Genomic DNA, 26,929 nt, shown 5'->3' with positions numbered 1-26,929 from the left:
TCGAACCGAGGCGGCGTCTCGCCGGGTCAAACAATCAACACATTGCGATCAGGAACGCCGCAACTTCCAACGCGGAACAAAAGCCTGGTTCCGAAATCTCCGACAACGGGCCCCCGCGCAGCGGTTTCTCTCACGCCGACCTGTCCGCCGAAGATATTCGCGCCGATGCGACGAGGCCGGATGTGTCTTCGCCCCGCGACGGTGTGCCTCGCGCGACTGAAATCGAACTCAAGCTGCTCGTGGACTCCGATCGTCTGGCTGACTTCAACGATGCGCCGATCATCGCCGCGAATGCGCGCAACAAGGGGGCGCGCAAGCATCTCAAGGCTGTCTACTACGATACGCCCAAGCGCACGCTTCGCCGCGATGGATTCAGCTTCAGGGTTCGCCAGAGCGGCACGCGATTCACGCAGACCGTGAAAACGGAATCCAGCAACGATCCGCTGCGACGTGGCGAGTGGGAGGCAGCGGTGCCGTCGATGGCGCCCGATATCGCGCTGGCGATGCCGCTCGTTTCGGACAAGCTGCGCGCCGAGCTGGAGCGTCACCCGATCGAAGCCGTCTTCCGCAGCGATATCCACCGGCATCAACGCCTCGTCGACTTGCCGTCGGGCACGGTCGAGGTCGCCTTTGATCATGGCCATCTGACGTCAGGCGATCGCTCGCTGCCCGTCAGCGAGATCGAGCTGGAGCTTAGGAGCGGCAGCCCGTCCGCGATCTGGGACCTCGCGCTTCGGCTCGCCGAGCATGGTCAAGTGAAGCCGTCGATCCGCACCAAATCGGCGCGTGGATTTGACCTCGCGGCCGATACGCCGCCGCGCACACCGAAGCCGCCGAAGCTTCGTCTCGATCCGTCGATCTCGCTGGACGAGGCCTTCTCCGAGATCCTGCGATCCTGTCTCCTGCACTTGCTCCAGGCGTTGCCTGCCGCCGAGGATGGCCGCGACCCCGAGGGGATGCATCAGCTTCGCGTCGCGCTGCGCCGCCTGCGCTCCGCGCTGGACCTGATGCGGTCGGTGGTGTCGCTGGCCAAGCTCGACCTGATGCGCGCCGAAGCAAAATGGCTTGCGGGTAGCCTTTCGGGCGCGCGTGATTGGGATGTGTTCCGGCAGGAAACGTTGCACACCGTTGCGGAGGGTTGCCCGTCGGTTGCAGGCTTCGACACGCTCGGCGCGCTCGCCGACGAACGCCGCGCGAGCTTCTACGACGAGGCCCGCCGCGCCCTTGCCGACCGGCGCTGCGCTTACTTCGTGATCGGGCTCGGCGCCTGGATCGAAGCGCGCGGCTGGCGCAGCGACGTTGCGCCCGAAGGCCTGGCGCAACTGGCAGAGCCGGCGATCAATTTCGCCCGCAACATCCTGTCGGCGCAGCATGCCAAGGTGCTGAAGCGCGGTCGCCGTTTCAAATCGCTGCCGATCGAGGAGCGGCATCGTGTCCGCCTCGCCGCCAAGAAGCTGCGCTACGTCGCCGACTTCCTGCTTCCGCTCTGCGGGCACGGCAAATCCGCAAAGCGATTTTCGCGCAGGCTGGCCGACCTTCAGCAGCAGCTCGGCGTCTACAATGACATGGCGACGACGACGTCACTGCTTGCCGACGTCAACGCCGGCGCGACCGGCAGCGGCATGGCGGCAGCCGCGATCGCGGGCTGGCAGGCCCACGCCATGGTCGGCGTCGAGGTCCGCCTGCTAAAAGCCTGGTCGGAATTCACCGGGGCCAAGGTGCCCTGGTCGATCGACGCGCCGGAGCAGCCGGTCAAGCTGGTGCAAGCCAACGCGGGATGGCTGCGCTAACCGCAGCTCAACCCTTGATCACCCCTTGGCGTCGCAGGCCCAGGCACGGATCACGCATTCCTTGCCGCCATATTTGTAGCATTCGCGGGTGGCGGCGTTGAGCGAGGCCGAGATCTTCGGCTTCACGGCGTAGCCATAAGCGCCACAGGGGTTGGTCATGTCGACTGACATGGCCGCACAGGCCCGCTTCATTGTCACCGTCGTGCATTCACCCTTGCACTGCTTTTGAGCGGCGGCACGCGCCTCGTGCTCGGCGCCGTAATCATAGGCTTGGCCATAGGCGCCGCACCTGCCGACGGCAAAGGCGCCGGCCGCATGAGCCTCGGTGATGTGACGGGCGCCAGCGACACAGATCGACAGCGCAAAGAAAAACATCGCGCAACGGCGCGCGACGAGGTTCGAAACCATGGAAAAACCCCTCCCCCCAAGGCAGGTGCAGGCGACTCTAAGCTGGGACCGTTTCCAGATGGTGAATGGAGAGTTGAAATCGAGGAGCCGTCGGGTGGATTAGCGAAGCGTAAATCCGCCAAATGTGTCACTGCGGAAACGGAAGTGGTGGGTTACGCCAGCGGACTGCGCTTCGCGCCGCCGCTGTCTAACCCACCCTACGAAGTTACGGCACCTTCATCCGCCTCTAGCAGCTTCCAAGGCCTGCGGCGTGTCGATGTCGAGAAACGCGCCCTCGCCATCAACAGGCACTTCGGCCACCGCTTCCGTGTGCTTGGCAATCAAATGCCGCGCGCCGACGTCGCCGTCGAGCGTCATCAATTCCTTGAAGAAGCGGCGCGACCACAGCACCGGATTGCCGCGGCGGCCTTCGCTGACGGGCACGACGATGAGATTGCCACGATCCGGCGCAAAGCCGTCGATGAGACGATCGATCAGGCCGGCATCGATCAGCGGCATATCGCCGAGGCAGATCACGGCGCCATCGCTGGCGTCAGACACCGCCGCGATGCCTGATTTGACCGAGCCCGCGATGCCGCCGGCGAAATCCGGGTTCTTGACGAATTTCACCTTCAGTCCCTGCAACGCCTGCTCGACCAGCTCGGTCTGATGGCCGGTGACGACGATCACCTCGGATGCTTTCGACGCCAGCGCCTGCTCGGTGGCGATCCGCACCAGCTTCTTGCCGTCGAGCTCGGCGAGCAGCTTGTTCGGCCCGCCCATGCGGGTGGAGCGGCCGGCCGCGAGCACGATGGCCGCAACCTGCCTGTTGTCCTCGATCTCGGGCTTGGCGCGCGGCTGCGGGCGCGTCACGATCTCCATCAGCAGGCCGCCGACGCCCATGCCCATCAGCTCGGAGCGCGTCACCTTGATGCCGGCGAGCAGCCGCATCAGCACCCAGTCAAAACCGTTCTCGACCGGAGAACGCGCGCAGCCGGGCGCCCCGAGCACCGGCACGCTGCCGGCGCGCGCGATCAAAAGCAGATTGCCGGGATCGACCGGCATGCCGAAATGCTCGATCTCGCCGCCGATTCCGGTAACGGCAGCCGGGATCACATCGCGGCGGTCGGCGATCGCCGATGCCCCGAACACGATCACGAGCTCAGCGCCAAGCGCGAGCAATTCCTTGATCGCAGCCGACAGCGCGCGCTCCTCATGCTGTACGCGCCGTTCGGCGATGATGCTGGCACCCGCCGGCGCGAGACGCTCGGCGGTCACGCGCAGTGTCTTGTCGACCACCTTGGACGACAAGCCCGGCAGCAACGTCGAGACCACACCGACACGCTTGACGACATAGGGCGCGATTTTCAGCACGTCCTTGCCGGCGGCCCTCACCGCGGCATCGCGCAAATTTCCTTCAACGCCGAACGGGATGATCTTCACGGTGCCGACCATCTCGCCTTCGACCACCGGCTTGTAGGCGGCGAGCGTGGCAAAGGTGATGGCCTCGTCGACATTGTTGATGCGGTCGACCGCGGCGCGGTCGATCACCAGCACGCCCGGCTGCGCGGCGAACAAATTGGCGCGGCCGGTGAAGGCGCGCTCGACATGGATGCCCTCGCCACCGATCGCAAGCGCGATGCTGGCGGCGGCAACATCCTCGGAGACGTCGCCCGCCTCCATCCGCACCACGACGATGTCCTTGATGCCGGCGCGCTCGAGCTGCTCGACCTCGGCAGGCCCAATCGTCGTGCCTTTCTTCAGCACGAGCGGTCCCTGGCGCAGGGTGTGGACGGTCACCCCGCCGATCGCATCCCTGGGACTCGCCGGGCCGAATTTCATGCCGCTTCTTCTTTTTCTTTGGGCGGCAGGCGCAGAACCGCGGTGATCTCGGCCATGATCGCCACCGCGATCTCGGATGGAGAGACCGCACCGATCGCCAGCCCAATGGGCGCGTGGATGCGCGCGATATCGCTTTCCTTGGCGCCCTGCGCCCGCAGCCGGTCGCCGCGCTTGGCATGCGTCTTCCGCGAGCCGAGCGCGCCGATATAGAAGCAGTTGCGCTCGAAGGCATGCAGCAGTGCTGGATCGTCGATCTTGGGGTCGTGCGTTACGGCGACGAAGGCGGTGTACGCATCGACATTGAGCGGCGGCAATGCCGTGTCGGGCCATTCGGCGACGAGCGGAATATCAGGGAAGCGCTCGGGGCTCGCAAAGGCCGTGCGCGGATCGACGACGGTGACGTCATAGCCGAGAGAACGCGCCAGCGGCGCCAGGGCCTGGCTGATATGGACCGCGCCGACAATGACGAGCTTTGCGGTTGGCGCGTAGACGTTGAAGAACAGCTTCTTGCCGCCGGCCTCGACATTGGCGCTCTTGCCCATGCGGAGCTGTTTGTCCAATTCCGCGCGCAGCGGATCCTTGGCGAAATCGGCAGCCTTCACCAGGCGCTGCTCACCGCTCTCGGTGTCGGTCAGCAAAATCACCGGCCGGCGCGCGGCGCGCTCGGCATTGAGTTCATGCAGGATTGCGAGCTTCACGGTCAGCCGACCTTCTCGACGAAGACGCGGATGGTGCCGCCGCAGGACAGACCGACATTCCAGGCGGTCTCGTCGGCGACGCCGAACTCCAGCATCTTGGGTTTGCCGCTCTCGATCACGTCCATGGCCTCGGTAACCACGGCACCCTCGACGCAGCCGCCGGAGACCGAGCCCAGGAAGGTGCCCTCGTCGTTGATAACGAGGCTCGAGCCCGCCGGGCGCGGGGCCGAGCCCCAAGTCTCGACAACGGTTGCCAGCGCGACACCACGGCCGGCCTTCTGCCAGTCCTCTGCCGCCTTCAGAATATTTTCGTCGCGATCGAGCATGGGCTTTTGCCTCTCAGGCTGCGGAGCGGATCAGGCTGCGGTGATGCGGCGGCAGCGGCCGGGAGAGCGTGGTGATCAGCTCCTGGATCGAACTCAAATTATGTACCGGGCGGAATTCGTCAACGTGCGGGAGCATCATTTTGATGCCCTGGGCCTTGGCCTCGAAGCCGCCAAACCGGAGCAGCGGGTTCAGCCAGATCAGCCGCCGGCAGGACCGGTGCAGCCGGTCCATCTCGAAGGCGAGCCTGGAATCGGCCTCCCGCTCCAGCCCGTCGGAGATCAGCAGCACGATGGCGCCCTGACTCAGCACCCGCCGCGCCCACAATTTGTTGAAGTTGTGCAGCGAGGCCGAGATCCTCGTGCCGCCGGCCCAATCCTCGACCGCCGCCGAGCAGCTCGCCAGCGCCTCGTCCGGATCGCGCTGGCGTAACGCGCGCGTCACATTGGTGAGCCGGGTGCCGAACAGAAACACCGAGACGCGCTTACGCGCATCGCCGATGGCATGGAGGAAATGCAGGAACAGACGGGTGTACTCGCTCATCGAGCCGGAAATGTCGAGCAGCGCCACGATCGGGGCCGGCTTCTCGATCCGCCCGAGGCGATGGATGTCGATAATGTCGCCGCCGGTGCGCAACGAGGCCCGCAGCGTGCGGCGCATGTCGAGCCGCAAGCCGCGCGGGTCGGGCAGGTAGCGGCGCGTCAGCAATTCCGCCTGCGGCAGCCGCATCCTCTCGATGGCGCGGAGCGCCTCTGCGATCTCGGCGGCGCTCATCTGCGCAAAGTCCTTCTTCTGAAGGATCTCCTTGTCGGAAACCGACAGGCGCAAATCCTGCTCCTGGTGCTGCGGCGTCTCCGTCATCCGCGGCTGCGACATCGCCTCCTGCACGCGGCGCGAGCCGGCCTGCGGCTTCTTCTTGGCCTGCTCCGGCAGCGGCACCGAATCCAGCAGGTGCTTCCATTCTTCCGAGGCACGGAAGAACAGGTTGAAAGCCTGCTTGAAGATCAGCGCATGCTCATGGCGCTTGACGAAGATCGCCTCCAGCGTGGTGAAGACGTCGGCCCGGTTGCCGATGTCGATCACCTGCAGCGCGCTCATGGCATCGATCACCGCGCCGGGGCCGACCGGCATGCCGGCCGCACGCAACGCCCGGGCAAAGCCGACGATGTTGTCGGCGAACTGCTCGGTTTGCTCCGGGGCAAGGTGGTTGATGGCCATGCGTCCACACTCTCAGCCGTCATTCCGGGGCGCGCCCCTTGGCGCGAGCCCGGAATCCATTCATCCTTAATCCATGCCGCTCGATGGATTCCGGGTTCGCGCTGACGCGCGCCCCGGAATGACGGGTTCGTTATGACGCACGCGCGTCAATTCTCGCTCGTCGCTTCCTTCAGCACCTTCTGCAGGGTGTCGCCCTGCATCCGCGTGATGTCGTCCTGGTATTTGAGCAGAGCGCCGAGCGTGTCGCCGACCACTTGCGGGGTCAGCGAGCGGGCATCGAGCTCGGACAAGGCGGTGGCCCAGTCGATGGTTTCGGCGACGCCAGGCGACTTGTAGAAATCCTGGTTGCGCAGCGCCTGCACGAAGCGCACGACCTGCTGCGAGAGCTTGGCCGAGATGCCGGGCACGCGCGTCTTGACGATCGCCAGCTCGCGCTCGGCGGCGGGATAGTCGACCCAATGATAGAGACAGCGCCGCTTCAGCGCATCGTGGATCTCGCGGGTGCGGTTGGAAGTGATGATGACGATCGGCGGATGCGGCGCCTTCACGGTGCCGAATTCGGGGATCGTCACCTGGAAGTCGCTGAGAATTTCCAGCAGATAGGCCTCGAAGGCCTCGTCGGCGCGATCGAGCTCGTCGATCAGCAGCACCGGCGGTCCTGCGACGTCAGGCTCCAGTGCCTGGAGCAGCGGCCGCTTGATCATGTAGCGGTCGGCAAAAATGTCGCTCGAGAGCTGATCACGATCGGTGTCGCCGGCGGCTTCCGCCATCCGGATCGCGATCATCTGCGCGGCGCTATTCCACTCATAGACCGCGGAGGAGACGTCGAGGCCCTCGTAGCACTGCAGGCGAATCAGCTTCCGCCCCAGCGCCGCCGAGAGCACCTTCGCGATCTCGGTCTTGCCGACGCCGGCCTCGCCTTCCAGGAACAGCGGCCGGCCCATGCGCAGCGAGAGGTACGTCACCGTCGCCAGCGACCGCTCGGCCAGATAGCCGCGCGAGGTCAAGAGTTCGAGCATCGCATCGACCGATGCCGGCAGGGTCGCTGAAGTCATGAAAAAGCCAGTCTCGCTACGCCCTCACCGGGACAAGTTTGGCCGAGGCGTGAGAATCACTCACTCCTTGGCATTGGCCGCGTCGACGGCGCGCCGTGTCAGCACGCCGATCAGATGCGCGCGGTATTCGGCGCTGCCGTGGATATCGCTGTTCAGCCCTTCCGCCGGCACGTCGATGCCTTCGAGCACCTTGGACGAGAACCGCTTCTTCAGCGCTTCCTCATAGGCCTCGACGCGGAACACGCCGTCCGAGCCGGCGCCGGTGACGGCGACGCGCACGTCCGACGGACGCCGCGCCACGAACACGCCGACCAGCGCGTAACGCGAAGCCTGGTTGCGGAACTTGATATAGGCGGCCTTCTTCGGCAGCGGGAACATCACCTTGGTGATGATCTCGTCGGCTTCCAGCGCGGTCGAGAACAGGCCCTGGAAAAACTCCTCGGCCTTGAGGCGGCGCTTGTTGGTGACGATGGTGGCGCCGAGCGCGAGCACGGCGGCCGGATAGTCCGCAGTCGGATCGTTGTTGGCGAGCGAGCCGCCGATCGTGCCCTTGTGACGCACCGCGGGATCGCCGATCTGGCTGGCGAGATTGGCAAGTGCCGGAATGGCCTCACCGACAATGGCGGAGGTCGCGACCTCGGCGTGTTTGGCGGTGGCGCCGATCACCAGCGAACGGCCCTTCATCTCGATCGTATTCAGCCCCTCGATATGGGAGAGGTCGACCAGATGCGGCGGGCTTGCGAGCCGCTGCTTCATGACGGGAATCAGCGTGTGACCGCCGGCGATCACCTTGGCGTCTTCGTTCTTCACCAGGAGATTCGCGGCCTGCCGGACGGTCCCGGGGCGGTGGTATTTGAATTCGTACATGAGTGTGTCCTGATCGCGGAGGGCGCGGTTACGCGAGATCGGATTTCGCCATCGCCTTGGCGCCGGCGGCGATCGAGGCGACGATGTTCTGGTAGCCGGTGCAACGGCAGAGATTGCCTTCCAGTTCTTCCCGGATGGTATGGTCGTCGAGCTCGTTGCCCTTGCGATGCACGATGTCGATCGCGGTCATGATCATGCCCGGCGTGCAGAAGCCGCATTGCAGGCCATGGTGCTCGCGGAAGGCCTCCTGCATCGGATGTAGCGGCGCGCCATCGGCGGCCAATCCCTCGATGGTCTTGACCTCGTGGCCGTCGGCCATCACGGCCAGCGTGGTGCAGGACTTCACGGCCTTGCCGTCGAGATGCACGACGCAGGCGCCGCACTGCGAGGTGTCGCAGCCGACATGGGTGCCCGTCAGCCGCAGATTCTCGCGCAGGAACTGCACCAGAAGCGTCCGCGGGTCGACATTGCCGGTAACAGGATTGCCGTTCACGATGAGGGAGATTTTTGCCATAAGCACTCTCTGTCAGCGCCCCGACGGGTCCCGTCGAAGCGGTTCTTTCTTATAATTATTCCAACCCATCATATGGGCCATTATGGCCGGGGGCAACATTGCCCCAAGCGCGAGGTGCCATGACGAAAAGCCAGAGCCGTCAGCCCTGTACCGCCTTGACGAAATTCGCGAAAAATTCGTCCGCCAGCTTCTTGGCGGTGCCGTTGATCAGCCGCTGCCCGAGCTGCGCCAACTTGCCGCCGATCTGCGCCTCGACGTCATAGGAGAGCAGCGTGCCGCCATCCTTCTCGGCAAGCTTCACCGCGGCGCCGCCCTTGGCAAAGCCAGCCACTCCGCCCTCGCCTTCGCCTGAGATCTTGTAGCCGTTCGGCGGGTCGAGATCCGAAAGCATCACCTTGCCCTTGAAGCGCGCCGAAACCGGACCAACCTTCATTTTCGCGGTGGCGCGAAAGCCGCCGTCCTCGGTCTTCTCCAGCTCCTCGCAGCCGGGGATGCAGGCCTTCAGCACCGCGGGATCGTTGAGCTTCTCCCAGACGGCCTCGCGCGGCGCCGCAAGCTGGACTTCGCCGTTCATTGTCATGGCCATGGGGTGCCTCCGGGGATCGCAAAAGGTGGGATGCTCAAGTAACGCACGGAGGCCGCAAAGAAAAGGGTGGCCCTGGTCACGTGCAATGCATATTCGCACCTGCAAAAGGTCTTGTCCTGATAGTCGGGGGATTGGCAGAGCCTGATCATGGTGATTAGGTCCGGCGCAACATGACCACAGCTCTCTCCCCCCTGCTTGCGCCGATGCTGTCGAGCGCAGCCATGCGCGCCGTTTGCGACGACCGGTCCACGCTGCAGAACATGCTCGATTTCGAGGCAGCCCTGGCCCGGGCCGAGGCCGCGACCGGTGTGATTCCCGCGTCGGCAGTGGGCCCGATCGAAGCGGCCTGCAAGGCCGAGACCTTCGACATGACCGCGCTGGCCGAGGCCGCGACCCGGTCGGGCAATCTCGCGATCCCCCTGGTCAAGCTGCTGACCGCCAATGTCGGCAAAGCCGACGCTGAAGCCGCGCGCTACGTGCATTGGGGCGCGACCAGCCAGGACGTCATCGATACCGCGACCATGCTGAGCTTGCGCGCTGCCATCGACGCGCTGGATGCCGACCTCAGCCGCGCCATCAAGGGCTTTGCCGCGCTCGCGCGCGCCCACCGCAACACGGCGATGGTGGCGCGGACCTGGCTCCAGCACGCTCTGCCGATGCCGTTCGGCCTGAAGGCCGCTGAATATGCCTCAAGCCTTGCCCGTGCGCGCTGCCGCCTGCGGCGGCTCCGCCGCGAGGGCCTCGCGCTCCAATTCGGCGGCGCCGCCGGCACGCTCGCAGCGCTCGGGGACAAAGGGCTCTCGGTCGCCGAACGGCTGGCGCAGGAGTTGAACCTGCCGCTCCCCGAGGCGCCCTGGCACACCCATCGCGACCGTATCGCGGAAGCGGCATCGAGCTTCGCGATCCTCGCCGGCAGTTGCGGCAAGATCGCCCGCGACGTCTCGCTGATGATGCAGACCGATGTCGGCGAAGCCTTCGAGCCGGCCGGCGAAGGCCGCGGCGGCTCCTCGACCATGCCGCACAAACGCAACCCTGTTGCCGCCGCGAGCGCGCTCGGCTGCGCGACCATGGCCCCGCAGCTCACCGCTACGATCCTTGCAGCACAAGTGCAGGACCACGAGCGCAGCGCCGGGCCCTGGCATGCGGAATGGCCGACGCTGCCGCAATTGATGCTGGTCACATCAGGCGCGCTCGCTGCGATCGTCGACATCGCCGAAGGCCTCGACGTCGATGCGGCGCGCATGCGCAGCAATCTCGATACGACGCATGGGCTGATCATGGCGGAGGCCGTCACCTTTGCGCTGGCCGACAAGATCGGCAAGAGCGACGCGCATCATCTCATCGAAGTCGCGAGCAAGCGCGCGGTCGCCGAGAAGAAGCACTTGCGCGACATCCTCTCCGCCGATTCGCAGGTCACCGCGCATCTGACGCCGGAGAAAATTGCGGAATTATTCGAGCCGATGGCCTATCAAGGTGCGTCACAGGCCTTGATCGATCGCCTGCTCGACAACCTTGACCGTGAATAAAGCTGAACGGAGACGCCGCAATGCCGATGATCGATGCCGACGGTTGCCTGATCAACGTCTCCGTCGAGGGCCGCGACGGCGGGCCGACCTTGATGCTCTCGAACTCGCTCGGCTGTACGCTGCAGATGTGGGAGCCGCAGATGAAGGCGCTGACGCAAGTGTTCCGCGTCATCCGCTACGACCGCCGCGGCCACGGCAAGTCCAACGTGCCGCCCGCCCCCTACACAATGGAGCGCTTCGGCCGCGACGTGCTCGCGATCCTCGACGACCTCAACATCGAGAAGGTGCATTGGTGCGGCCTGTCGATGGGCGGCATGGTCGGGCAATGGCTCGGCGCCAACGCGCCTGAAAGATTCGGCAAGCTCATCCTCGCCAACACCTCCTGCTACTATGCCGAGCCGACCAGATGGCTGGAGCGCATCGACGCCGTGAAGAAGGGCGGCATCGCGTCGGTCGCCGACGGCGTGATCGCCGGCTGGCTGACGCAGGATTTCCGCGAGCGCGAGCCCGAGATCACTGCCAGGATGAAGGCGATGCTGGTCGCCACCCCGGTCGAGGGCTATCTCGCCTGCTGCGAGGCACTGTCGACGCTCGACCAGCGCGCTCTGCTGCCCAAGATCAAGAGCCCGACGCTGGTGATCGCCGGCCGCCACGATCAGGCAACCCCGATCTCGGCGGGCGAGATGATCCGCTCGAGCATTCCCGGCGCCAGCATGACCATCATCGACGCCGCCCACATTTCCAATGTCGAGCAGCCGCACGCGTTCACCGACGCGGTGGTGGGATTCTTGACGCAGCGTTAGTCGTAATCACCGTCATTCCGGGGCGCCTCGAAGAGGCGAACCCGGAATCTCAAGATTCCGGGTTCGATGCTTCGCATCGCCCCGGAATGACTGATCCGGAGAAGCACAATGGACGACCAGAAGCGCCGCGATGCCGGCATGACCGTACGCCGCAAGGTGCTTGGCAATGCCTGGGTCGACAAATCGATCGCGAACCGCAACTCCTTCAATACCGATTTCCAGGACATGATCACGCGCTATGCCTGGGGCGAGATCTGGACGCGGCCGCATTTCGACGAGCGGACGCGGCGCGTGCTGGTCATCGGCACCATGGTCGCGCTCGGACAATGGGATGAATTCCGCCTGCACGTGCGCGCGGCGCTGGCCGAGGGCGGCTTCACCGCCGACGACATCAAGGAGATCCTGCTGCAGCAGGCAATCTATTGCGGCGTCCCGGCGGCGAACCACGCCGTCAAGGAAGCCTCAGCGATTGTGCAGGAGCTCGGCCTTATCAAAGGCTAGCGGCGCGGCATCCGGAACGGCAACCGTCTTCGGCGCTGGCGCCGGCCGCTCGATCAGCAGCACGATCGCGGCGCCAAGCAGCAGCAACAGCTCCGTGGCGTGCAACCGAAGGGCGGCCATCTCGTGGACCTTGGAGGCCATGATCATGCTCGCGAACGAGATCAGGCTGCCGATCGCGAGCGCGATGCCGAGCGCCTCGTCGCTGGCCCCGCTCCTGCGGGTGCGCGGAATGGCCAGAAGCGCAAGACAGATCGCAAAGAACGCCACCACGGTCAGCCGTCCGAGCGCCAGCAGCCAGGCAGCGCGCACCGTGCTTACGCCAGACATCTGCAGCTGGTCGCTGAGGAACAGCGCCACCGCGACGCTCGGCCGCTCGTAGAGACCGTGCACCGGCGCCACTACGATGTTGAAGGCGACCACCGTCCAGGCCGGGATGAAATAAGCTGCCAGCAGCGCGCCGTTGACCGAGCCGATCCGCCAATTTCTGAACATGCCGCTTCCCGCTTCGTCTACATGCCTTCGAGGTAAGGCTTTGCCGGGAGCTAACTCGCACCGGACTGCGGCGGCAATTTAAACCCTTTGTTTACCTTAATCGGCGTGTGGATAAGCTCGTCGTTCCGGGGCGGCTCGTAGAGCCGAACCCGAAATTTCGAGATTCCGGGTTCGATGCTTTGCATCGCCCCGGAATGACCAGCACCTTCCAAAGAATAAGGCCCCGCCTTTCGGCGGGGCCACGCGACGCTACTCCCTGGACGTTCAATCCAGTCTGTTGTCCTGCTTGCCGCCCTGCTGCTGGCCGGGCTTGTCGCCTTGGCGCATCGGATCGTTCTGCTGCTGCTGTCCGGGTTTCTGGCCGCCGCCCTGCTGCTGCCCTGGTTGCTGGCTCGGGCGCTGCTGGCCGGGCTCTGGTTCTGCTGGCCCGGATTCTGGTTCTGCTGCTTCGTCATTGGGGGAAACTCCCTTGTTGGACGTCAGTCGGAGACAACTGCCGGCGACGTTTTTGGTTGCTCCGCGGAACCCGGTTCCTCGCAGGTGCGGAACCGGGAGCTGACATCCGAAACCGAAATCAGCTCTGTACAAGCCTTTATGCCAAGGCATCACCAGTTGCGGCCGCCAGTTCCCTCCTGTTACAAAACGGGAAGAAGACGGGGCTGCCGGGCCCGAGAAGAAACGTACGCACTCTCTCGAGAGCTCCCTTTCAACGTCAGGTTTGGTAACGGCAGCCTATGGATTATTTCGCCCAGCAGCTCATCAACGGCCTCGTGCTCGGCTCCATCTACGGTCTGATCGCGATCGGCTACACGATGGTCTACGGCATCGTCGGCATGATCAATTTCGCCCATGGCGACATCTTCATGATCGGCGGCTTCATCGCGCTGATCTCCTTCCTGCTCCTGGTGTCGCTCGGTCTGACTGCGATCCCACTGATCTTGCTGCTCGTCCTGCTGGTCGCGATGGCGGTCACCGCACTCTATGGCTGGACAGTCGAGCGCATCGCCTATCGGCCGCTGCGGCACTCCTTCCGGCTCGCACCGATGCTGTCGGCGATCGGCATGTCCTTCGTGCTGACGAACTATTCGCAAGTCGCGCAGGGCGCCCGCGTCAAGCCGGTCCCGCCGATCATCACGGGCGGCTACACGCTGCATGAAGGTCCCGAGGGGTTTGCGGTGCAGCTCTCCAACATGCAGATCATGGTCGTGCTGGTCACCATCGTGCTGCTGGCCATGTTCACCTGGCTTGTCTCGCGGACACGGCTCGGCCGCGACATGCGGGCCTGCGAGCAGGACCAGACCATGGCGGCGCTGCTCGGCGTCGACGTCGATCGAACCATTTCCATGACTTTCGTGATCGGCGCGGCGCTCGCCTCCGTCGCGGGCATGATGTACCTGCTCTATTACGGCCAGGTCGATTTCTTCATGGGCTTCGTTGCAGGGATCAAGGCGTTCACAGCGGCCGTGCTGGGCGGCATCGGCTCGCTGCCCGGCGCGGTGCTGGGCGGGCTCGCGATCGGCCTGATCGAGACCCTCTGGTCGGCCTATTTCTCGGTGGAGTACAAGGACGTCGCCGCCTTCTCGATCCTGATCATCGTCCTGATCTTCATGCCGACCGGTCTGCTTGGCCGGCCGGAAGTCGAAAAAGTCTGACGGGCCCCTCGCGTGACAGCCCTTTCAACCGAAACCACGCAGGCCGGCCGCACGGTGGGCATTCCGTTCATCCTGAAAAAAGCTTTCCTCAGCGCATGCGTTGCGCTGGTGCTGTTCTCGCTGATGATCGGCATCCGCACCGAGGCCGGCCCCGACGGGCAGCTGACCTGGTGGACGCGCTTCGGCGACCTCGCCTCCATCGTCGGCCTCGTGTTCGGCGGCTCCATCGTCATTGAGCTGCTGCGGCAATGGATCGGACCGACCGGCGCGGAAAAGCTCGTGCCAGCGCCGATCCAGCGCAGCCTGTCACTGGCGGGCCGCTTCCTGGGTCCGGCCCTGCTCGTCTTCACCCTGCTCGTTCCTGTCATCTTCTACAATCAGCGCTATATCCTCGACCTCGGCATCCTCGTGCTCACCTACGTGATGCTCGGCTGGGGCCTGAACGTCGTGGTCGGGCTCGCCGGCCTGCTCGACCTCGGCTATGTCGCCTTCTACGCCGTGGGTGCCTATTCCTATGCGCTGCTCGCCACGAATTTCGGCTGGTCGTTCTGGGTTTGCCTTCCGCTCGCCGGCATGCTCGCCGCGATCTGGGGGGTCATGCTCGGCTTTCCGGTGCTGCGGTTGCGCGGCGACTATCTCGCCATCGTGACCCTCGCTTTCGGCGAGATCATCCGGCTGGTCATCCTCAACTGGCAATCACTGACCGGCGGCCCCAACGGTGTCTCCGGTATTCCCCGCCCCACCTTGTTCGGCATTCCGCTCGACAACAGTGATGACGGGCTCGCCGCCAAGCTCGGCATCGAGTACTCGCCGACCCATCGCATCATATTCCTGTTCTACCTGATCCTGGCGCTGGCGCTGCTCACCAACTGGGTGACGATCCGCCTGCGCCGCCTGCCGATCGGCCGCGCCTGGGAAGCGCTGCGCGAGGACGAGGTGGCCTGCCGCGCGCTCGGCATCAACACCACGACCACCAAGCTCACGGCGTTCGCGACCGGCGCGATGTTTGGTGGCTTTGCCGGTGCGTTCTTCGCAACACGCCAGGGCTTCATCAGCCCGGAATCCTTCACCTTCCAGGAATCGGCGCTGGTGCTTGCCATCGTCGTGCTCGGCGGCATGGGCTCGCAGCTCGGTGTCGCGCTCGCCGCCCTCACCATGATCGGCGGCTTCGAGCTGTTCCGCGGCCTCGAGACCTACCGCATGCTGGTGTTCGGCATGGCGATGGTGCTCATCATGATCTGGCGACCGCGCGGAATCATCGGCCATCGCGCGCCGACCGTGTATCTGACCAAGGCGCAGGCGATCTCCTCCGACCTCGTCAAGGAGGGCCACGGGTGAGCGGCGAACCAATTCTCAGCGTCGACCGGCTCACCATGCGGTTCGGCGGCATCGTCGCCGTGCAGGACCTGTCGTTTGCAGCCGAACGGGGGAAGATCACCGCGCTGATCGGACCGAACGGCGCTGGCAAGACCACTGTCTTCAACTGCATCACCGGCTTCTATAAGCCGACCGGCGGCGCCATTCGTCTCAATCATGACGACGGCAGGCAGACCGCGCTGGAGCGGCTGAACGACTTCCGCATCGCCAAGCAGGCCAAGGTCGCCCGAACCTTCCAGAACATCCGCCTCTTTCCCGGCATGACGGCGCTCGAGAACCTGATGGTGGCACAGCACAACGCCTTGATGCGCGCATCAGGCTTTACGTTTCTCGGCCTGATCGGCGTCCCCACCTATCGCGACGCCGAAAAGCGCGCGATCGCGCTCGCGACCGACTGGCTCAAACGGATCAATCTGCTCGACCGCGCCGACGATGCCGCAGGCAACCTCGCCTATGGCGACCAGCGCCGGCTCGAGATCGCGCGCGCGATGTGCACTGAGCCCGCGCTGCTCTGCCTGGACGAACCCGCCGCCGGCCTCAATGCACGCGAGAGTGCATCGCTGAGCGAGCTGCTGCGGTCGATCCGCGGCGAGCTCGGCACCTCGATCCTGCTCATCGAGCACGATATGTCGGTGGTGATGGAGATATCGGACCACATCGTGGTGATGGACCATGGCGTGAAGATCGCGGAAGGCACGCCGCGGGAGGTGCGCGACGACCCGAAGGTGATCGCCGCCTATCTTGGCACCGACGAGGAAGAGGCTGCGGCCGTGATGGAGAGCGGATCGTGACGGCTGCCACTCCCCTGCTCGCGATCCGCGGCCTGCGCGCCGCCTACGGCAAGATCGAGGCTTTGAAGGGCGTCGATGTCGAGATCAATGCCGGCGAGATCGTCGCGCTGATCGGCGCCAACGGCGCCGGAAAGTCGACGCTGATGATGACGATCTTCGGCAAGCCGCGCGCCCGCGCCGGCCAGATCCTGTTCGACGGCAGGGACATTTCCTCTGTCCCGACCCATCAGATCGCGCATTTGCGTATCGCTCAGTCGCCGGAGGGCCGCCGCATCTTCCCGCGCATGAGCGTCGCGGAAAACCTCCAGATGGGCGCCGACGTCACCGATTCCACCGCGGCGGAGCGGGAAAGCACCCTGGAGCGCGTGTTCGCGCTGTTCCCACGGTTGAAGGAACGCGTCATGCAGCGCGGCGGAACCCTGTCGGGCGGCGAGCAGCAGATGCTGGCGATCGGCCGGGCGCTGATGAGCCGCCCGCGCCTTCTGCTGCTCGATGAACCCTCGCTGGGGCTCGCGCCCCTCATCGCGCGGCAGATCTTCGATGCGATCCGTACCCTGAACCGCCAGGACGGCCTGACCGTTCTCATTGTCGAGCAGAACGCCAACCATGCACTGAAACTCGCCCACCGCGGCTATGTCATGGTCAACGGCCTGATCACGCTGGCCGGGACCGGCGCCGAGTTGCTGCAGCGCCCTGAGATTCGCGCGGCCTACCTGGAAGGCGGCCGGCACGCCTGACAGCCCTCGCGTGCGGCCGAATACGGCGAGATATCTTTGCAAATGCCCGTATTTTGCCGGTGACTTCTCGAACAATTCATTGAAGAATGGCGCCGGTTTGAACCGGGCTTGCCCGGCAACTCCCACAGACGATCACCCGCGAGGTATCTCATGAAATCACTGAAACTCATCGGTCTGGCACTCGGCGCTTCCGTTGCGCTGTCAACGGCGGCGTTCGCAGACGACCTCACCATCGCAGTCGCGGGCCCGATGACCGGCACCGAATCCGCCTTCGGCCGCCAGATGAAGAACGGCGCCGACCTGGCGATTGCCGACCTCAATGCCGCCGGCGGCGTTGCCGGCAAGAAGCTGGTGCTCGATGCCGAGGACGATGCCTGCGATCCCAAGCAGGCCCGCTCGGTTGCCGAAAAGATCGCGGGTGCGAAGATCCCGTTCGTCGCGGGCCACTTCTGCTCGTCGTCGTCGATCCCGGCTTCGGAAGCTTATGCCGACGGTAATGTCCTCCAGATCACGCCCGCCTCGACGAACCCGCTGTTCACCGAGCGCAAGCTCTGGAACGTGGCGCGCGTCTGCGGCCGAGACGATCAACAGGGCCTGATCGCCGCGCAGTACATCGCGAAGAACTTCAAGGGCAAGAACATCGCGATTCTCAACGACAAGACCACCTACGGCAAGGGTCTGGCGGATGAGACCAAGAAGGCGCTCAACAAGGCCGGCGTCACCGAGAAGCTCTACGAGTCCTACAACAAGGGCGACAAGGACTTCAACGCGATCGTCTCGCGCCTGAAGAAGGAGAACATCGACCTCGTCTATGTCGGCGGCTATCACCAGGAGGCAGGCCTGATCCTGCGCCAGATGCGCGACCAGGGCATGAAGACGGTCCTGATGTCGGGCGACGCGCTGGCCGACAAGGAATACGCCTCGATCACGGGCCCGGCCGGCGAAGGCACGCTGTTCACCTTCGGTCCCGATCCGCGCAACAAGCCGAGCGCGAAGAAGATCGTTGAGGCCTTCAAGGCCAAGGGCATCGATCCGGAAGGTTACACGCTCTACACCTATGCCGCGATGCAGGTCTGGTCTCAGGCCGTCAAGAAAGCCGGCACCACCGACGCCAAGAAGGTCATGGAGACTATCAAGGCCGGCAAGTGGGATACGGTGCTTGGTCCGCTCGAATATGACGCCAAGGGCGACATCAAGCAGATCGACTATGTCGTCTACAAGTGGGACGCCAAGGGCGGCTACGCCGAACTCAATGCCAACGGCACCTGAGACAGGGCGCCTGACCTTTTAACCAGATCGACGTCAGCGCCCCGGTCCGCCGGGGCGTTTTTTTTGCAAGCCGGTCAGACGGCTGCAGACAGCTCGCCGCCCGCAGCTGCCTGCGCCTTCCGAAGCGCTTGCAGCAGATCGTTCGGCCGAAACGGCTTTTGCAGGCAGACCACGCCATCGAGGCCAGGCGCCTCACCGATGAAATCCAGTGTCGTCATGCCTGACACCGCCACAATCGGAAATCCGGGAACCCGTTCCCGGATGGCGGCCATGACCTCGATACCGCTGGTGTCACTCAGGAAAATGTCGACAATGGCCGCGTCGAAAACCTCTTCGCCAAAGGCCTTGAGGCCGGCCACACCACTCTCGGCTTCAACCACGTCATAATGGTTGACCCGAAGGACAATCGAGACCATGGCGCGGACGTCCTTCTGGTCATCCACAACAAGGACACGGGGCATGGGAACAACTCCCGGATTCGTATCATTAATTGGTTCAATTCAAACGGCGACGTACGGCAAGGCAGTATGGGTCCGTCCAGTAAAGCCAACCTTACCGATTCCCTATTCCGATTCCCTGTCCCAGTTAAGTAAGCTGTAACCCTCGGTTGAGTCGTAGGCGTATCCCCTCGGGACACGCGCCCAGAGCGGGTTACCATGGAGGCCAAGGCCGACACGCCAAGGCAGCCGGCCAATGAAGTCACGTGGACTACCCATGCTGCCCCTGCGAGAGGTCAACGTGCACGCCAGAAACGACCGAAGCACATTCCTTTCGACCTTGCCGGCGGCGCAGAGCGATCGCACCGCAGCGCTGGCGATCGTCGGAATCTCCGCGATCCTGTTCGCGCTGGCTGTCCCCTTCGCGGGGACTCCCTTGATCGAGGTGCCGGCCTTCGTGGCCAGCTACCAGTCGGCGCTCGCCGTCAGCGACATCATTACCGCGGTTCTGCTGCTGTCGCAATTCGCGGTCCTGCGCAGCCGCGCGTTGCTGCTGCTGTCGGCAGGGTATCTGTTCACCGCAGCGGCGGCGGTGACGCACGCCCTCACCTTCCCCGGACTGTTCTCGCCGACGGGTTTGCTGGGCGCCGGCACCCAGACCACGGTCTGGCTCTACATGATCTGGCACGCCGGATTCCCGCTCTTCGTGTTGGCCTATGGCTGGCTGAAGGACGGCAACGGTGGCAACAAGATCGAGGGACAGACGCAGCGGTCGATCGTGCTCACCGTGCTCGCCGTCATTGTCGCGATGATCGTCATCGCCTGGACCGTCACCGCGCGGCACGACCTGTTGCCGGTCTTGCTAAGGGACGGCCGCTACACCGCAACCATGATCGGCGTCGTGTCCTTTATCTGGTCGTTGAGCTTCGCGGCGCTGATCACGCTGTGGTTCCGCAAGCCGCATACCGTGATCGACGTCTGGCTGATGGTCACGATGTGCGCCTGGCTGTTTGACATCGCGCTGTCGGCCATCGTCAACATCGCCCGCTACGACCTCGGCTTCTACGCCGGCCGCATCTACGGCCTGTTCGCCGCGAGCTTCGTGCTCGCCGTGCTCTTGATCGAGAATGTCCGCCTCCAGGCGAGCACCATGGGCCTCGTCGGCCGGCTGCGCGAGCAATCGGCGTTCGACCGCGACTATTACGGCAAGCGCCTCGCGCTCTACGGCGCCGTGGTCGAATCCTCCAACGACGCCATCATCACCGAGTCGCTCGACGGCCGCATCACGGGCTGGAACAGGGCTGCCGAGCGCCTGTTCGGCTATTCGGCCACTGAAGCCGTCGGTCAATCAATCTATCTCGTGGTGCCTGAGGATCGGAAGGCTGAAGCCAGGGGTCTTCTCAACCGTATCAGCAGCAACGAGTCGATCGCCCAGCACGAGACGGTCCGCATCCGCAAGGACGGCCGGCAGATCGACGTCGTCCTGACCGTCTCGCCGCTGCGATCGGACAATGGCGAGATCATCGGCGCCTCCAAGATCGCCCACGACATCACCGAGGAAAAGCAATCGCGCGAGAAGCTGCGCCGCGAGATCGAGGAACGCGAGCGTATTTTCGAGACATCACAGGACCTGATCCTGGTCACGGACGGCTACGGCAATTTCATCCAGGTCAGCCCGAGCGTGAAGGATATCCTCGGCCTGAGCCCGGAAGACATGATCGGGCACAGCGCGATCGATTTCATCCACCCTGACGACCTGGACAGGACGCGCGAAGAGATGCGTGCCGCGCGGCGCGGTCAGACCAAGCGCAGCTTCGAGGCGCGCTATTACCACTATGACGGTCACGAAGTCTCGCTGAACTGGGTTGGAAACTGGTCGGAGCCGGTGAAGCGTCATTTCTTCATCGGCCGCGACCTGACCGAAAAGCAAGCCGCCGAAGCCCAGTTCCGGCAGGCGCAGAAGATGGATTCCATCGGCCAGCTGACCGGCGGCGTCGCCCACGATTTCAACAACGTGCTCACCGTCATCACCGGCACGATCGGTATTTTGGCGGACGCGGTCGCCGACCGGCCAGAGCTTGCTGCCATCACCAAGCTGATCGACGACGCCGCCGAGCGCGGCGCGCAGCTGACCAAGCATCTGCTCGCCTTCGCCCGCAAACAGCCGCTCCAGCCGCGCGAGATCGATGTCAATGCGCTGGTGCTGGAGGCCGCAAAGCTCCTGCATCCGACGCTCGGCGAGCAGATCACGATCATGCCGCAACTCACCGAAGATGCCTGGCCGGCACTGATCGATCCGAGCCAGCTTTCGACGGCGATCCTCAATCTCGCTCTGAACGCGCGCGACGCCATGCCCAACGGCGGCACGCTGGTGCTGGAGACCCGCAACATCTTCCTCGACGACGGCTATGCCAGCATGAATCCCGATGTCGTCGCCGGCAATTACGTGATGATCGCGGTCAGCGACACCGGCTCGGGCATTCCGGCCGGGCTGCTCGAACGGGTGTTCGATCCGTTCTTCACCACCAAGGAGGTCGGCAAGGGCACGGGCCTTGGCCTCAGCATGGTGTTCGGCTTCGTCAAGCAGTCGGGCGGCCACATCAAGATCTACAGCGAGGAAGGCCACGGCACGAGCGTGAAGATCTACCTGCCGCGATCCAGCGGCGTCCAGGAGACCGAGTACGAACAGCTCCAGAACGTGCCGGTCACCGGCGGCGACGAGAAGATCCTGATCGTCGAGGACGACGCGCTGGTGCGGCAGTATGTCGTGACCCAGATCAAGAGCCTCGGCTATGCCGCGCTCGAGGCGGCCAACGCCGCCGAAGCCCTCGTCATCATCGATGCCGACAAGGGCATCGATCTGCTGTTCACCGACGTCATCATGCCCGGCAACATGAACGGCCGCCAGCTCGCCGACGAGGCGGCACGGCGGCGACCGGAGCTGAAGACGCTGTTCACCTCGGGCTACACCGAAAACGCCATCGTCCATCATGGCCGACTGGATTCCGGCGTGCTGCTGCTGGCCAAGCCCTATCGCAAGTCGGAGCTCGCCAAGATGCTCAGGACGGCGCTGGCGAGTTGAGCGCGCCGCGCGCGTGCGCTATCGCTGAGACCGTGCCAGCCGCATGGAGTGCCGTCCTTGAAAAACCTCCTCACCGATATCGCCGGCGTCCGCGTCGGCCATGCCGATGACGCAGAGCTTGCGTCGGGCGCAACGGCAATCGTGTTCGACGAGCCCGCGGTTGCGGCGATCGACATCCGCGGCGGCGGCCCCGGCACGCGCGAGGACGCGCTGCTTGGCCTCGCCAATACGGTCGAGCGCGTCGACGCGATTGCGCTGTCGGGCGGCTCTGCCTTCGGCATCGAGACCGGCGGCGGCATCCAGGCCTGGCTTGCCGAGCAGGGCCGCGGCTTCCGCGTCCGCGAGGCCCTGATCCCGATCGTGCCCGGCGCGATCCTGTTCGATCTGCTCAACGGCGGCGACAAGGCATGGGGCCGCTTCGCGCCCTATCGCGATCTCGGCTATGCCGCGGCCGCCTCAGCCGGGCGCGAATTTGCGCTCGGCAGCGCCGGCGCGGGCCTGGGGGCCACCACAGCGACGTTCAAGGGCGGGCTCGGCTCGGCATCCGCAGTCACCAGCAGCGGCGTCAAGGTCGCGGCGCTCATCGCCGTCAATGCGGTCGGCAGCGCCACCGTCGGCGACGGACCCTGGTTCTGGGCGGCGCCGTTCGAGGTTGGCGGCGAGTTCGGCGGCCGCGGACTGCCCGACAAATTCACCGACGACATGCTCAAGATGCGCATCAAGGGTGGTCCTGCCGCAACCGAGCGCGAGAACACCACGATTGGCGTCGTCGTCACCGATGCGGTGCTGAGCAAGCCCCAGGCCAAACGGCTGGCGATGATCGCGCACACCGGCTTTGCGCGTGCGATCTATCCGGTGCATGCCCCGACCGATGGTGACGTGCTGTTCGCCGCCGCGACATGCGCAAAGCCGATCGATCCGATCGTCGGCCTCACCGAGCTCGGCATGGTCGCCGCCAACGTGGTCGCCCGCGCGATCGCCCGCGGCGTCTACAGCGCAACCGCGCTGCCGTTCCCGGGTGCGCAGCCGGCGTGGAAGGATCGGTTTGGCTAGGATCTCGGAGAGCGCCTTACACGCTCATCGACATCGACGAAGCCGCAGAACCCGCTGCGGTCTGGGCCTGGCGCTGCATCATCTGGCCGAACCAGTCATAGGGCGAACTGCCGCCGCCCGAGCCGTTCGACGAGTTGGAGGCGCCCGGCACTGTCGTCGTCATCTTGAAACCGTCGGCATAGGTGACGGTGGTGGTGGTCGAGCCGTCGGCGGCGGTCGTGGTGGTCGAGGTCGACCCGCCGCTCGACGACGACGAGGAGGAATCCGAACCGCTGCCCGACGCGTCGCCCGAGCCGCTCGCCGCGTGCGCGTGGTGGTGACCACCATGATGGCCGCCGGCGCCCTTCAGCGCCTTCGACATCTCGTCGAGGCTGACGCTGCCGTCCGAATTGGTATCGAGCTTGGAGAACACGTCGTCGGCCTGCGCCAGATTGGTGCCCCCGGCGCCGAGCGCGTTCTCGAACTCGGACTTGCTGATCTGGCCATCGCCATTGGCGTCCAGCTTCGAGAACAGATCCTTCAGCGCGTCATCACGGCTCATCGGGGCCGAGGATGTCGCGCTCGACGATGCTGAGCTGGTCGATGAATTCGACTGGCTTTGCGCGGCGAACAGCGCATTCATCGTCTCCGGGGAGATCTGCGGATAGTAGCCCGCATTCACCGACGGAGCCGCGCTGCTGGTTGAACTGCTGATGCTGTTGCTGCTGTCGATCGCGAACGGATTGGTCGCGCCTTGCGACGAGCCGGTCTGCTGCGTCGAGGACGATTTCGAGCTCGTCAGCGATTGAATGGCATCAAGCGCAGTCGAGACGGCGCCAAGCGCGAACAACATTGCACAACTCCAACCCATGCGGCATGCCGCGGCCAATGTTCCGGCCATTAAGGTCAGCAAGCGTCGTGCCAGCGAAAAAAGCTCAATGAAATCCGGCACGGCGGCGCTTTGCGGAGTGCGGGAACATCGGCAATTCATGCCGGCGGCGGCAGAATTTTCCGCCCACAGGAAGCTGACCGCCCCTGCATTGCCCGGCTGTGAGGCCCATGTTAGGCGAGGCCATTCGCCCCTGCCGCCCGGGAAACAGCGCCATGACCCAAGCTTTCGCCCACCGCCCCCTGGCCATCGCGCCCTCGATTCTGGCCTCGGATTTCTCGAAGCTCGGCGAGGAGGTCCGCGCGGTGGATGCGGCCGGCGCCGACTGGCTCCATCTCGATGTGATGGACGGTCACTTCGTCCCCAACATCTCCTACGGCCCTGACGTCATCAAGGCGATGCGCCCGCACACCAAGAAGGTGTTCGATGCGCATCTGATGATCTCGCCCTGCGATCCCTATCTCGAGGCCTTCGCCAAGGCCGGCTGCGACCACATCACCGTGCATGCCGAGGCGGGTCCGCATTTGCACCGCTCGCTCCAGGCCATCCGCGCACTCGGCAAGAAGGCCGGCGTCTCGCTCAATCCGGGCACGCCGATCAGCGTGCTCGAATACGTGCTTGATCTCGTCGATCTCGTGCTGGTGATGTCGGTCAATCCCGGGTTCGGCGGTCAAGCCTTCATTCCCTCCGCGATCGGCAAGATCCGCGACATCCGCGCGATGACGGCGGGGCGTCCGATCGATATCGAGGTCGATGGCGGCGTCGGCCCCGATGTCGCCGGCGCGCTCGCAGCTGCCGGCGCCAATGCGTTCGTCGCCGGCACCTCCGTGTTCAAGGGCGGCACGCAGGACGCCTACAAGAACAATATTGCAGCGATCCGCAACGCGGCGCTCGGGGCCCGCGGCGAAGCAATCTGAAGCTCTCAGAGCGACGCGAACGCCCGCAAATCTGCGGTTCTTACGGGTGTTGCGACGCGCAATGCCTAAAATTGCAACCACGACCCGTACTCCTCCGGGCTTCCCTGATTCGCGCAAATCACCGCTAGTGATTCCTGCCTGATTTGACAGGAGCACATCATGACGACGACCCTGGTTTGGACTGGCGTGGCGTTGTGGATCGGTTTTTGTGCGTTCGTTGTGTTCGGCCCATCGGCCGGACCGGTCCAGGTCCCGGCACGTTCGATCCGCATCATCGGTCGCAACCGCTATCCGGGCTGACACCATGCAGATCGCCCTCGTGAAGCGTCAGCCGAAACGCAGGTGTCGCATCCCGCGGCGCCCGCATCCGAACCTCGACTATTTCTTCGGTCGGCTCGAACGCTCCGAAGGCGAGATGCGCGACGATCCGGGCGCCGAGACGGCCGACCTGGACGTCCCGTTCCGGTCACCGCGCCGGCATTGAAATTTCATACTGGACTAAGCCAATGAAACCGCATTGCCCGAACTGCCTGAAGGAAATGACCAAGGCGTCCGCGTCGCGTAACCTCTTCAACTGCGAGCCCTGCCGCGAGATCATCCAGTACTTCGGCGGCAGTCCGGATCACGGCGAGCCCGGCCCTCAGTTCTCTTGGCCGATCCGCCGCAAGCGTTCGGTCCACACCGCCCACGCGGCCTGAACTTTCCTAGCCCCACACCACGCCGGCGTCCGGTTTGGCAATAGCCATCCGCGGCGGCCGCACCACGGTGACGGTGCAGGTCGCTTCCGCCGCCACCTTGGCCGAGATGCTGCCAAGCAGCGTGCGCCTGAATGAGCTCTGCCGGGCGCCGATGATGAATTGGTCGACCTGGTTGATCTCGGCGAATTCCAGCAGTGCCGTAGCGGGATCGACCGCCTCCAGCACGTGAACCGACAGCCGGCTCTCGTCGAGCTTCAGGGGCGTGGCCCAATGCCTGAGCGCGACCAGGCGGTCGATATGCTTGTTGGAGCCCTGCTCGTCCAGCGTCTTGTCGATGGCGATGCGGTTGAGCTTCAGCACATTGATGCAGGCGAGCCGCGCTGACGGCAGCGTGGCGAGAATGCGCTCCGTGGTGACGCGTAGCGCCTCATTCAACTCCGGCTCACCTTCTACCGTGTCGAGCGCGACTGCAAGGATCGGGCTTGAGGCGATCTGCTCGGCAACATCCGGCTTCGCCCGTGGCTGCGTGGCATCCTGGTTGAAACGGCGCCGCCATGCCACGCTCCAGGGATCGCGCTTCATCCGCTCCGAACGCGCGGTCAGCCTGACCTGTGTTGGGTGCGCGAGATCGAAGGCGAGCTGCGTTGCGGTCGGATAGCGCCGGACCGGCTCGATCTCGAGACACCGCAGCACCACCTCCTGGAGCCAGGGCGGATAGTCGGCCCGCAAGCTTCGCGGCGGATGCGGATCGCGCCACAGTCTCCGTCGCATCGCGCGCAGCGTCTCGCCTTCGCCGAACGGACGCTCGCCAGTCGTGAAGAAGTACAGCAGCACGCCGAGAGAGAACAGATCGCTGCGCGGATCGTCACGCACGCCCAGCAGCCGCTCCGGTGCCATGTATGGCGCGGTGCCGTAAGGCAGACGGAACTCCGCCTGCAGCAGGTCGGGCAGATGATCGTGATGCGACAGGCCGTAATCGATCAGCACCGCCTCGCCGCTCTCGCGGAACATGACGCTGCTCGGCTTGATATCGTGATGGATGACGTTCTGCCGGTGCAGATCGGCGAGTGCAGCCGCGATCTTGGCAACCAGCAGCCGCGCCTCCTCGTAAGGCAGCGGCAGATCGGGCAGCCGCTTGTACAGCGTGGTTCCGGGAATGCGCTCGATCACGGCATAGGCCTGGCGAGCGAAATCGCCGGTGCCATAGCAGTGCGGCACGTGCGGACCGGCGAGTCGCGGCAGGATCATCATCTCCATCTCGAAGGAGACGATCGCGGCGGGATCCTCGCCTTCCGAGGCTCGCGGGACCTTCATCAGCAGCGGGCCATCGATGCCGGGATGGGTGACCGTCCATAGCGTCGCCATGCCGCCGGCATGGACGCATTCGCCGATCGTATAGCCGTCGACCTCCGCGCCGGACTTGACCTGGGATTTGGGCATCGGCC

The 26,929-nt window shown here is 64.8% G+C and carries 28 protein-coding genes; 15 read left to right on the top strand and 13 right to left on the bottom strand.

Going from position 1 to position 26,929, the window contains the following annotated elements:
• Window positions 1-182: 182 nt before the first annotated feature.
• Complete coding sequence (locus XI06_RS04320) at window positions 183-1,790, top strand: CYTH and CHAD domain-containing protein (protein ID WP_237865749.1); 1,608 nt, start codon at window positions 183-185, stop codon at window positions 1,788-1,790.
• 18 nt (window positions 1,791-1,808) lie between these two features.
• Here XI06_RS04320 and XI06_RS04315 read toward each other — a convergent pair whose 3' ends face one another.
• From XI06_RS04315 to XI06_RS04275, 9 genes are all read right to left on the bottom strand, one after another.
• A complete protein-coding gene (locus XI06_RS04315; protein ID WP_237865748.1) occupies window positions 1,809-2,198 on the bottom strand; it encodes a DUF4189 domain-containing protein in 390 nt (129 codons plus the stop codon).
• A gap of 216 nt (window positions 2,199-2,414) precedes the next feature.
• On the bottom strand, window positions 2,415-4,019 hold the full coding sequence (locus XI06_RS04310; RefSeq protein WP_237865747.1) for an NTP transferase domain-containing protein: 1,605 nt from the start codon (window positions 4,017-4,019) through the stop codon (window positions 2,415-2,417).
• Window positions 4,016-4,717 (bottom strand): XdhC family protein, encoded by a 702-nt coding sequence (locus XI06_RS04305; protein WP_237872701.1) that lies wholly within the window; start codon window positions 4,715-4,717, stop codon window positions 4,016-4,018. Before XI06_RS04305 ends, XI06_RS04310 begins: the two co-directional genes overlap by 4 nt.
• 2 nt (window positions 4,718-4,719) lie before the next feature.
• Complete coding sequence (locus XI06_RS04300; RefSeq protein ID WP_271604689.1) at window positions 4,720-5,043, bottom strand: XdhC family protein; 324 nt, start codon at window positions 5,041-5,043, stop codon at window positions 4,720-4,722.
• Between the two features lie 13 nt (window positions 5,044-5,056).
• Window positions 5,057-6,259, bottom strand: a complete 1,203-nt coding sequence (locus XI06_RS04295) for a vWA domain-containing protein (RefSeq protein WP_237865745.1) — start codon at window positions 6,257-6,259, stop codon at window positions 5,057-5,059.
• A gap of 146 nt (window positions 6,260-6,405) precedes the next feature.
• Complete coding sequence (locus XI06_RS04290; RefSeq protein WP_237865744.1) at window positions 6,406-7,314, bottom strand: AAA family ATPase; 909 nt, start codon at window positions 7,312-7,314, stop codon at window positions 6,406-6,408.
• A gap of 60 nt (window positions 7,315-7,374) precedes the next feature.
• On the bottom strand, window positions 7,375-8,181 hold the full coding sequence (locus XI06_RS04285; RefSeq protein ID WP_237865743.1) for an FAD binding domain-containing protein: 807 nt from the start codon (window positions 8,179-8,181) through the stop codon (window positions 7,375-7,377).
• A 28-nt stretch (window positions 8,182-8,209) separates the two neighbouring features.
• A complete protein-coding gene (locus XI06_RS04280; protein WP_237865742.1) occupies window positions 8,210-8,695 on the bottom strand; it encodes a (2Fe-2S)-binding protein in 486 nt (161 codons plus the stop codon).
• 139 nt (window positions 8,696-8,834) lie between these two features.
• The gene (locus tag XI06_RS04275) at window positions 8,835-9,281 is read right to left on the bottom strand and encodes an SRPBCC family protein (protein ID WP_237865741.1); all 447 of its coding nucleotides are present in this window, start codon (window positions 9,279-9,281) and stop codon (window positions 8,835-8,837) included.
• 170 nt (window positions 9,282-9,451) lie between these two features.
• Here XI06_RS04275 and XI06_RS04270 point away from each other — a divergent pair, with 170 nt between their 5' ends.
• From XI06_RS04270 to XI06_RS04260, 3 genes are all read left to right on the top strand, one after another.
• Window positions 9,452-10,807: a 3-carboxy-cis,cis-muconate cycloisomerase gene (locus XI06_RS04270; protein WP_237865740.1), complete on the top strand. Its 1,356-nt coding sequence runs from the start codon at window positions 9,452-9,454 to the stop codon at window positions 10,805-10,807.
• Window positions 10,808-10,827: 20 nt separating this feature from the next.
• Window positions 10,828-11,610, top strand: a complete 783-nt coding sequence (gene pcaD, locus XI06_RS04265; protein ID WP_237865739.1) for a 3-oxoadipate enol-lactonase — start codon at window positions 10,828-10,830, stop codon at window positions 11,608-11,610.
• Between the two features lie 108 nt (window positions 11,611-11,718).
• Window positions 11,719-12,111: a carboxymuconolactone decarboxylase family protein gene (locus tag XI06_RS04260; protein ID WP_237865738.1), complete on the top strand. Its 393-nt coding sequence runs from the start codon at window positions 11,719-11,721 to the stop codon at window positions 12,109-12,111.
• On the opposite strand, the gene XI06_RS04255 is transcribed toward XI06_RS04260, so the two are convergent.
• Window positions 12,073-12,603 (bottom strand): hypothetical protein, encoded by a 531-nt coding sequence (locus XI06_RS04255; protein ID WP_237865737.1) that lies wholly within the window; start codon window positions 12,601-12,603, stop codon window positions 12,073-12,075. The two genes, XI06_RS04260 and XI06_RS04255, sit on opposite strands and share 39 nt — an antisense overlap.
• 734 nt (window positions 12,604-13,337) lie before the next feature.
• Between XI06_RS04255 and XI06_RS04250 the strand changes: the two genes are divergently transcribed.
• From XI06_RS04250 to XI06_RS04230, 5 genes are all read left to right on the top strand, one after another.
• Window positions 13,338-14,255: an ABC transporter permease subunit gene (locus XI06_RS04250; RefSeq protein WP_237865735.1), complete on the top strand. Its 918-nt coding sequence runs from the start codon at window positions 13,338-13,340 to the stop codon at window positions 14,253-14,255.
• Between the two features lie 12 nt (window positions 14,256-14,267).
• The gene (gene livM / locus XI06_RS04245) at window positions 14,268-15,593 is read left to right on the top strand and encodes a high-affinity branched-chain amino acid ABC transporter permease LivM (protein WP_271604688.1); all 1,326 of its coding nucleotides are present in this window, start codon (window positions 14,268-14,270) and stop codon (window positions 15,591-15,593) included.
• Window positions 15,590-16,423: an ABC transporter ATP-binding protein gene (locus XI06_RS04240; RefSeq protein WP_237865734.1), complete on the top strand. Its 834-nt coding sequence runs from the start codon at window positions 15,590-15,592 to the stop codon at window positions 16,421-16,423. Before livM ends, XI06_RS04240 begins: the two co-directional genes overlap by 4 nt.
• Window positions 16,420-17,160 carry an ABC transporter ATP-binding protein gene (locus tag XI06_RS04235; RefSeq protein WP_237865733.1) on the top strand — a complete coding sequence of 247 codons (741 nt, stop codon included), beginning with the start codon at window positions 16,420-16,422 and terminating at the stop codon, window positions 17,158-17,160. Before XI06_RS04240 ends, XI06_RS04235 begins: the two co-directional genes overlap by 4 nt.
• 150 nt (window positions 17,161-17,310) lie before the next feature.
• Window positions 17,311-18,429, top strand: coding sequence for a branched-chain amino acid ABC transporter substrate-binding protein (locus XI06_RS04230; protein WP_237865732.1), 1,119 nt, complete (start codon window positions 17,311-17,313; stop codon window positions 18,427-18,429).
• Between the two features lie 74 nt (window positions 18,430-18,503).
• Here the strand turns inward: XI06_RS04230 and XI06_RS04225 are convergent, their stop codons facing one another.
• On the bottom strand, window positions 18,504-18,890 hold the full coding sequence (locus tag XI06_RS04225; protein ID WP_237865731.1) for a response regulator: 387 nt from the start codon (window positions 18,888-18,890) through the stop codon (window positions 18,504-18,506).
• Window positions 18,891-19,143: 253 nt separating this feature from the next.
• Between XI06_RS04225 and XI06_RS04220 the strand changes: the two genes are divergently transcribed.
• Both XI06_RS04220 and XI06_RS04215 read left to right on the top strand, forming a co-directional pair.
• Complete coding sequence (locus XI06_RS04220; RefSeq protein ID WP_237865730.1) at window positions 19,144-21,948, top strand: PAS domain S-box protein; 2,805 nt, start codon at window positions 19,144-19,146, stop codon at window positions 21,946-21,948.
• 57 nt (window positions 21,949-22,005) lie between these two features.
• Window positions 22,006-23,001 carry a P1 family peptidase gene (locus tag XI06_RS04215; protein ID WP_237865729.1) on the top strand — a complete coding sequence of 332 codons (996 nt, stop codon included), beginning with the start codon at window positions 22,006-22,008 and terminating at the stop codon, window positions 22,999-23,001.
• Between the two features lie 16 nt (window positions 23,002-23,017).
• On the opposite strand, the gene XI06_RS04210 is transcribed toward XI06_RS04215, so the two are convergent.
• Window positions 23,018-23,833 (bottom strand): EF-hand domain-containing protein, encoded by an 816-nt coding sequence (locus XI06_RS04210; RefSeq protein ID WP_237865728.1) that lies wholly within the window; start codon window positions 23,831-23,833, stop codon window positions 23,018-23,020.
• Window positions 23,834-24,084: 251 nt separating this feature from the next.
• Between XI06_RS04210 and rpe the strand changes: the two genes are divergently transcribed.
• The 4 genes from rpe (at window position 24,085) to XI06_RS04190 (ending at window position 25,484) form a co-directional block, all read left to right on the top strand.
• Window positions 24,085-24,786 carry a ribulose-phosphate 3-epimerase gene (gene rpe, locus XI06_RS04205; RefSeq protein WP_237865727.1) on the top strand — a complete coding sequence of 234 codons (702 nt, stop codon included), beginning with the start codon at window positions 24,085-24,087 and terminating at the stop codon, window positions 24,784-24,786.
• 159 nt (window positions 24,787-24,945) lie between these two features.
• Window positions 24,946-25,086 carry a hypothetical protein gene (locus tag XI06_RS04200; RefSeq protein ID WP_237872697.1) on the top strand — a complete coding sequence of 47 codons (141 nt, stop codon included), beginning with the start codon at window positions 24,946-24,948 and terminating at the stop codon, window positions 25,084-25,086.
• Between the two features lie 4 nt (window positions 25,087-25,090).
• Window positions 25,091-25,270, top strand: a complete 180-nt coding sequence (locus XI06_RS04195) for a hypothetical protein (protein WP_237865725.1) — start codon at window positions 25,091-25,093, stop codon at window positions 25,268-25,270.
• A 22-nt stretch (window positions 25,271-25,292) separates the two neighbouring features.
• Window positions 25,293-25,484 carry a hypothetical protein gene (locus tag XI06_RS04190; RefSeq protein WP_237865724.1) on the top strand — a complete coding sequence of 64 codons (192 nt, stop codon included), beginning with the start codon at window positions 25,293-25,295 and terminating at the stop codon, window positions 25,482-25,484.
• A gap of 6 nt (window positions 25,485-25,490) precedes the next feature.
• On the opposite strand, the gene XI06_RS04185 is transcribed toward XI06_RS04190, so the two are convergent.
• Window positions 25,491-26,924 carry a bifunctional serine/threonine-protein kinase/universal stress protein gene (locus XI06_RS04185; protein WP_237865723.1) on the bottom strand — a complete coding sequence of 478 codons (1,434 nt, stop codon included), beginning with the start codon at window positions 26,922-26,924 and terminating at the stop codon, window positions 25,491-25,493.
• Between the last annotated feature and the right edge of the window lie 5 nt (window positions 26,925-26,929).

The sequence above is a fragment of the Bradyrhizobium sp. CCBAU 11434 genome (assembly GCF_028128895.1).
Taxonomy (GTDB): domain Bacteria; phylum Pseudomonadota; class Alphaproteobacteria; order Rhizobiales; family Xanthobacteraceae; genus Bradyrhizobium; species Bradyrhizobium zhengyangense.
The sequence above is the reverse complement of the archived record's forward strand: the minus strand, read 5'-3'. Positions and strand labels throughout refer to the sequence as shown.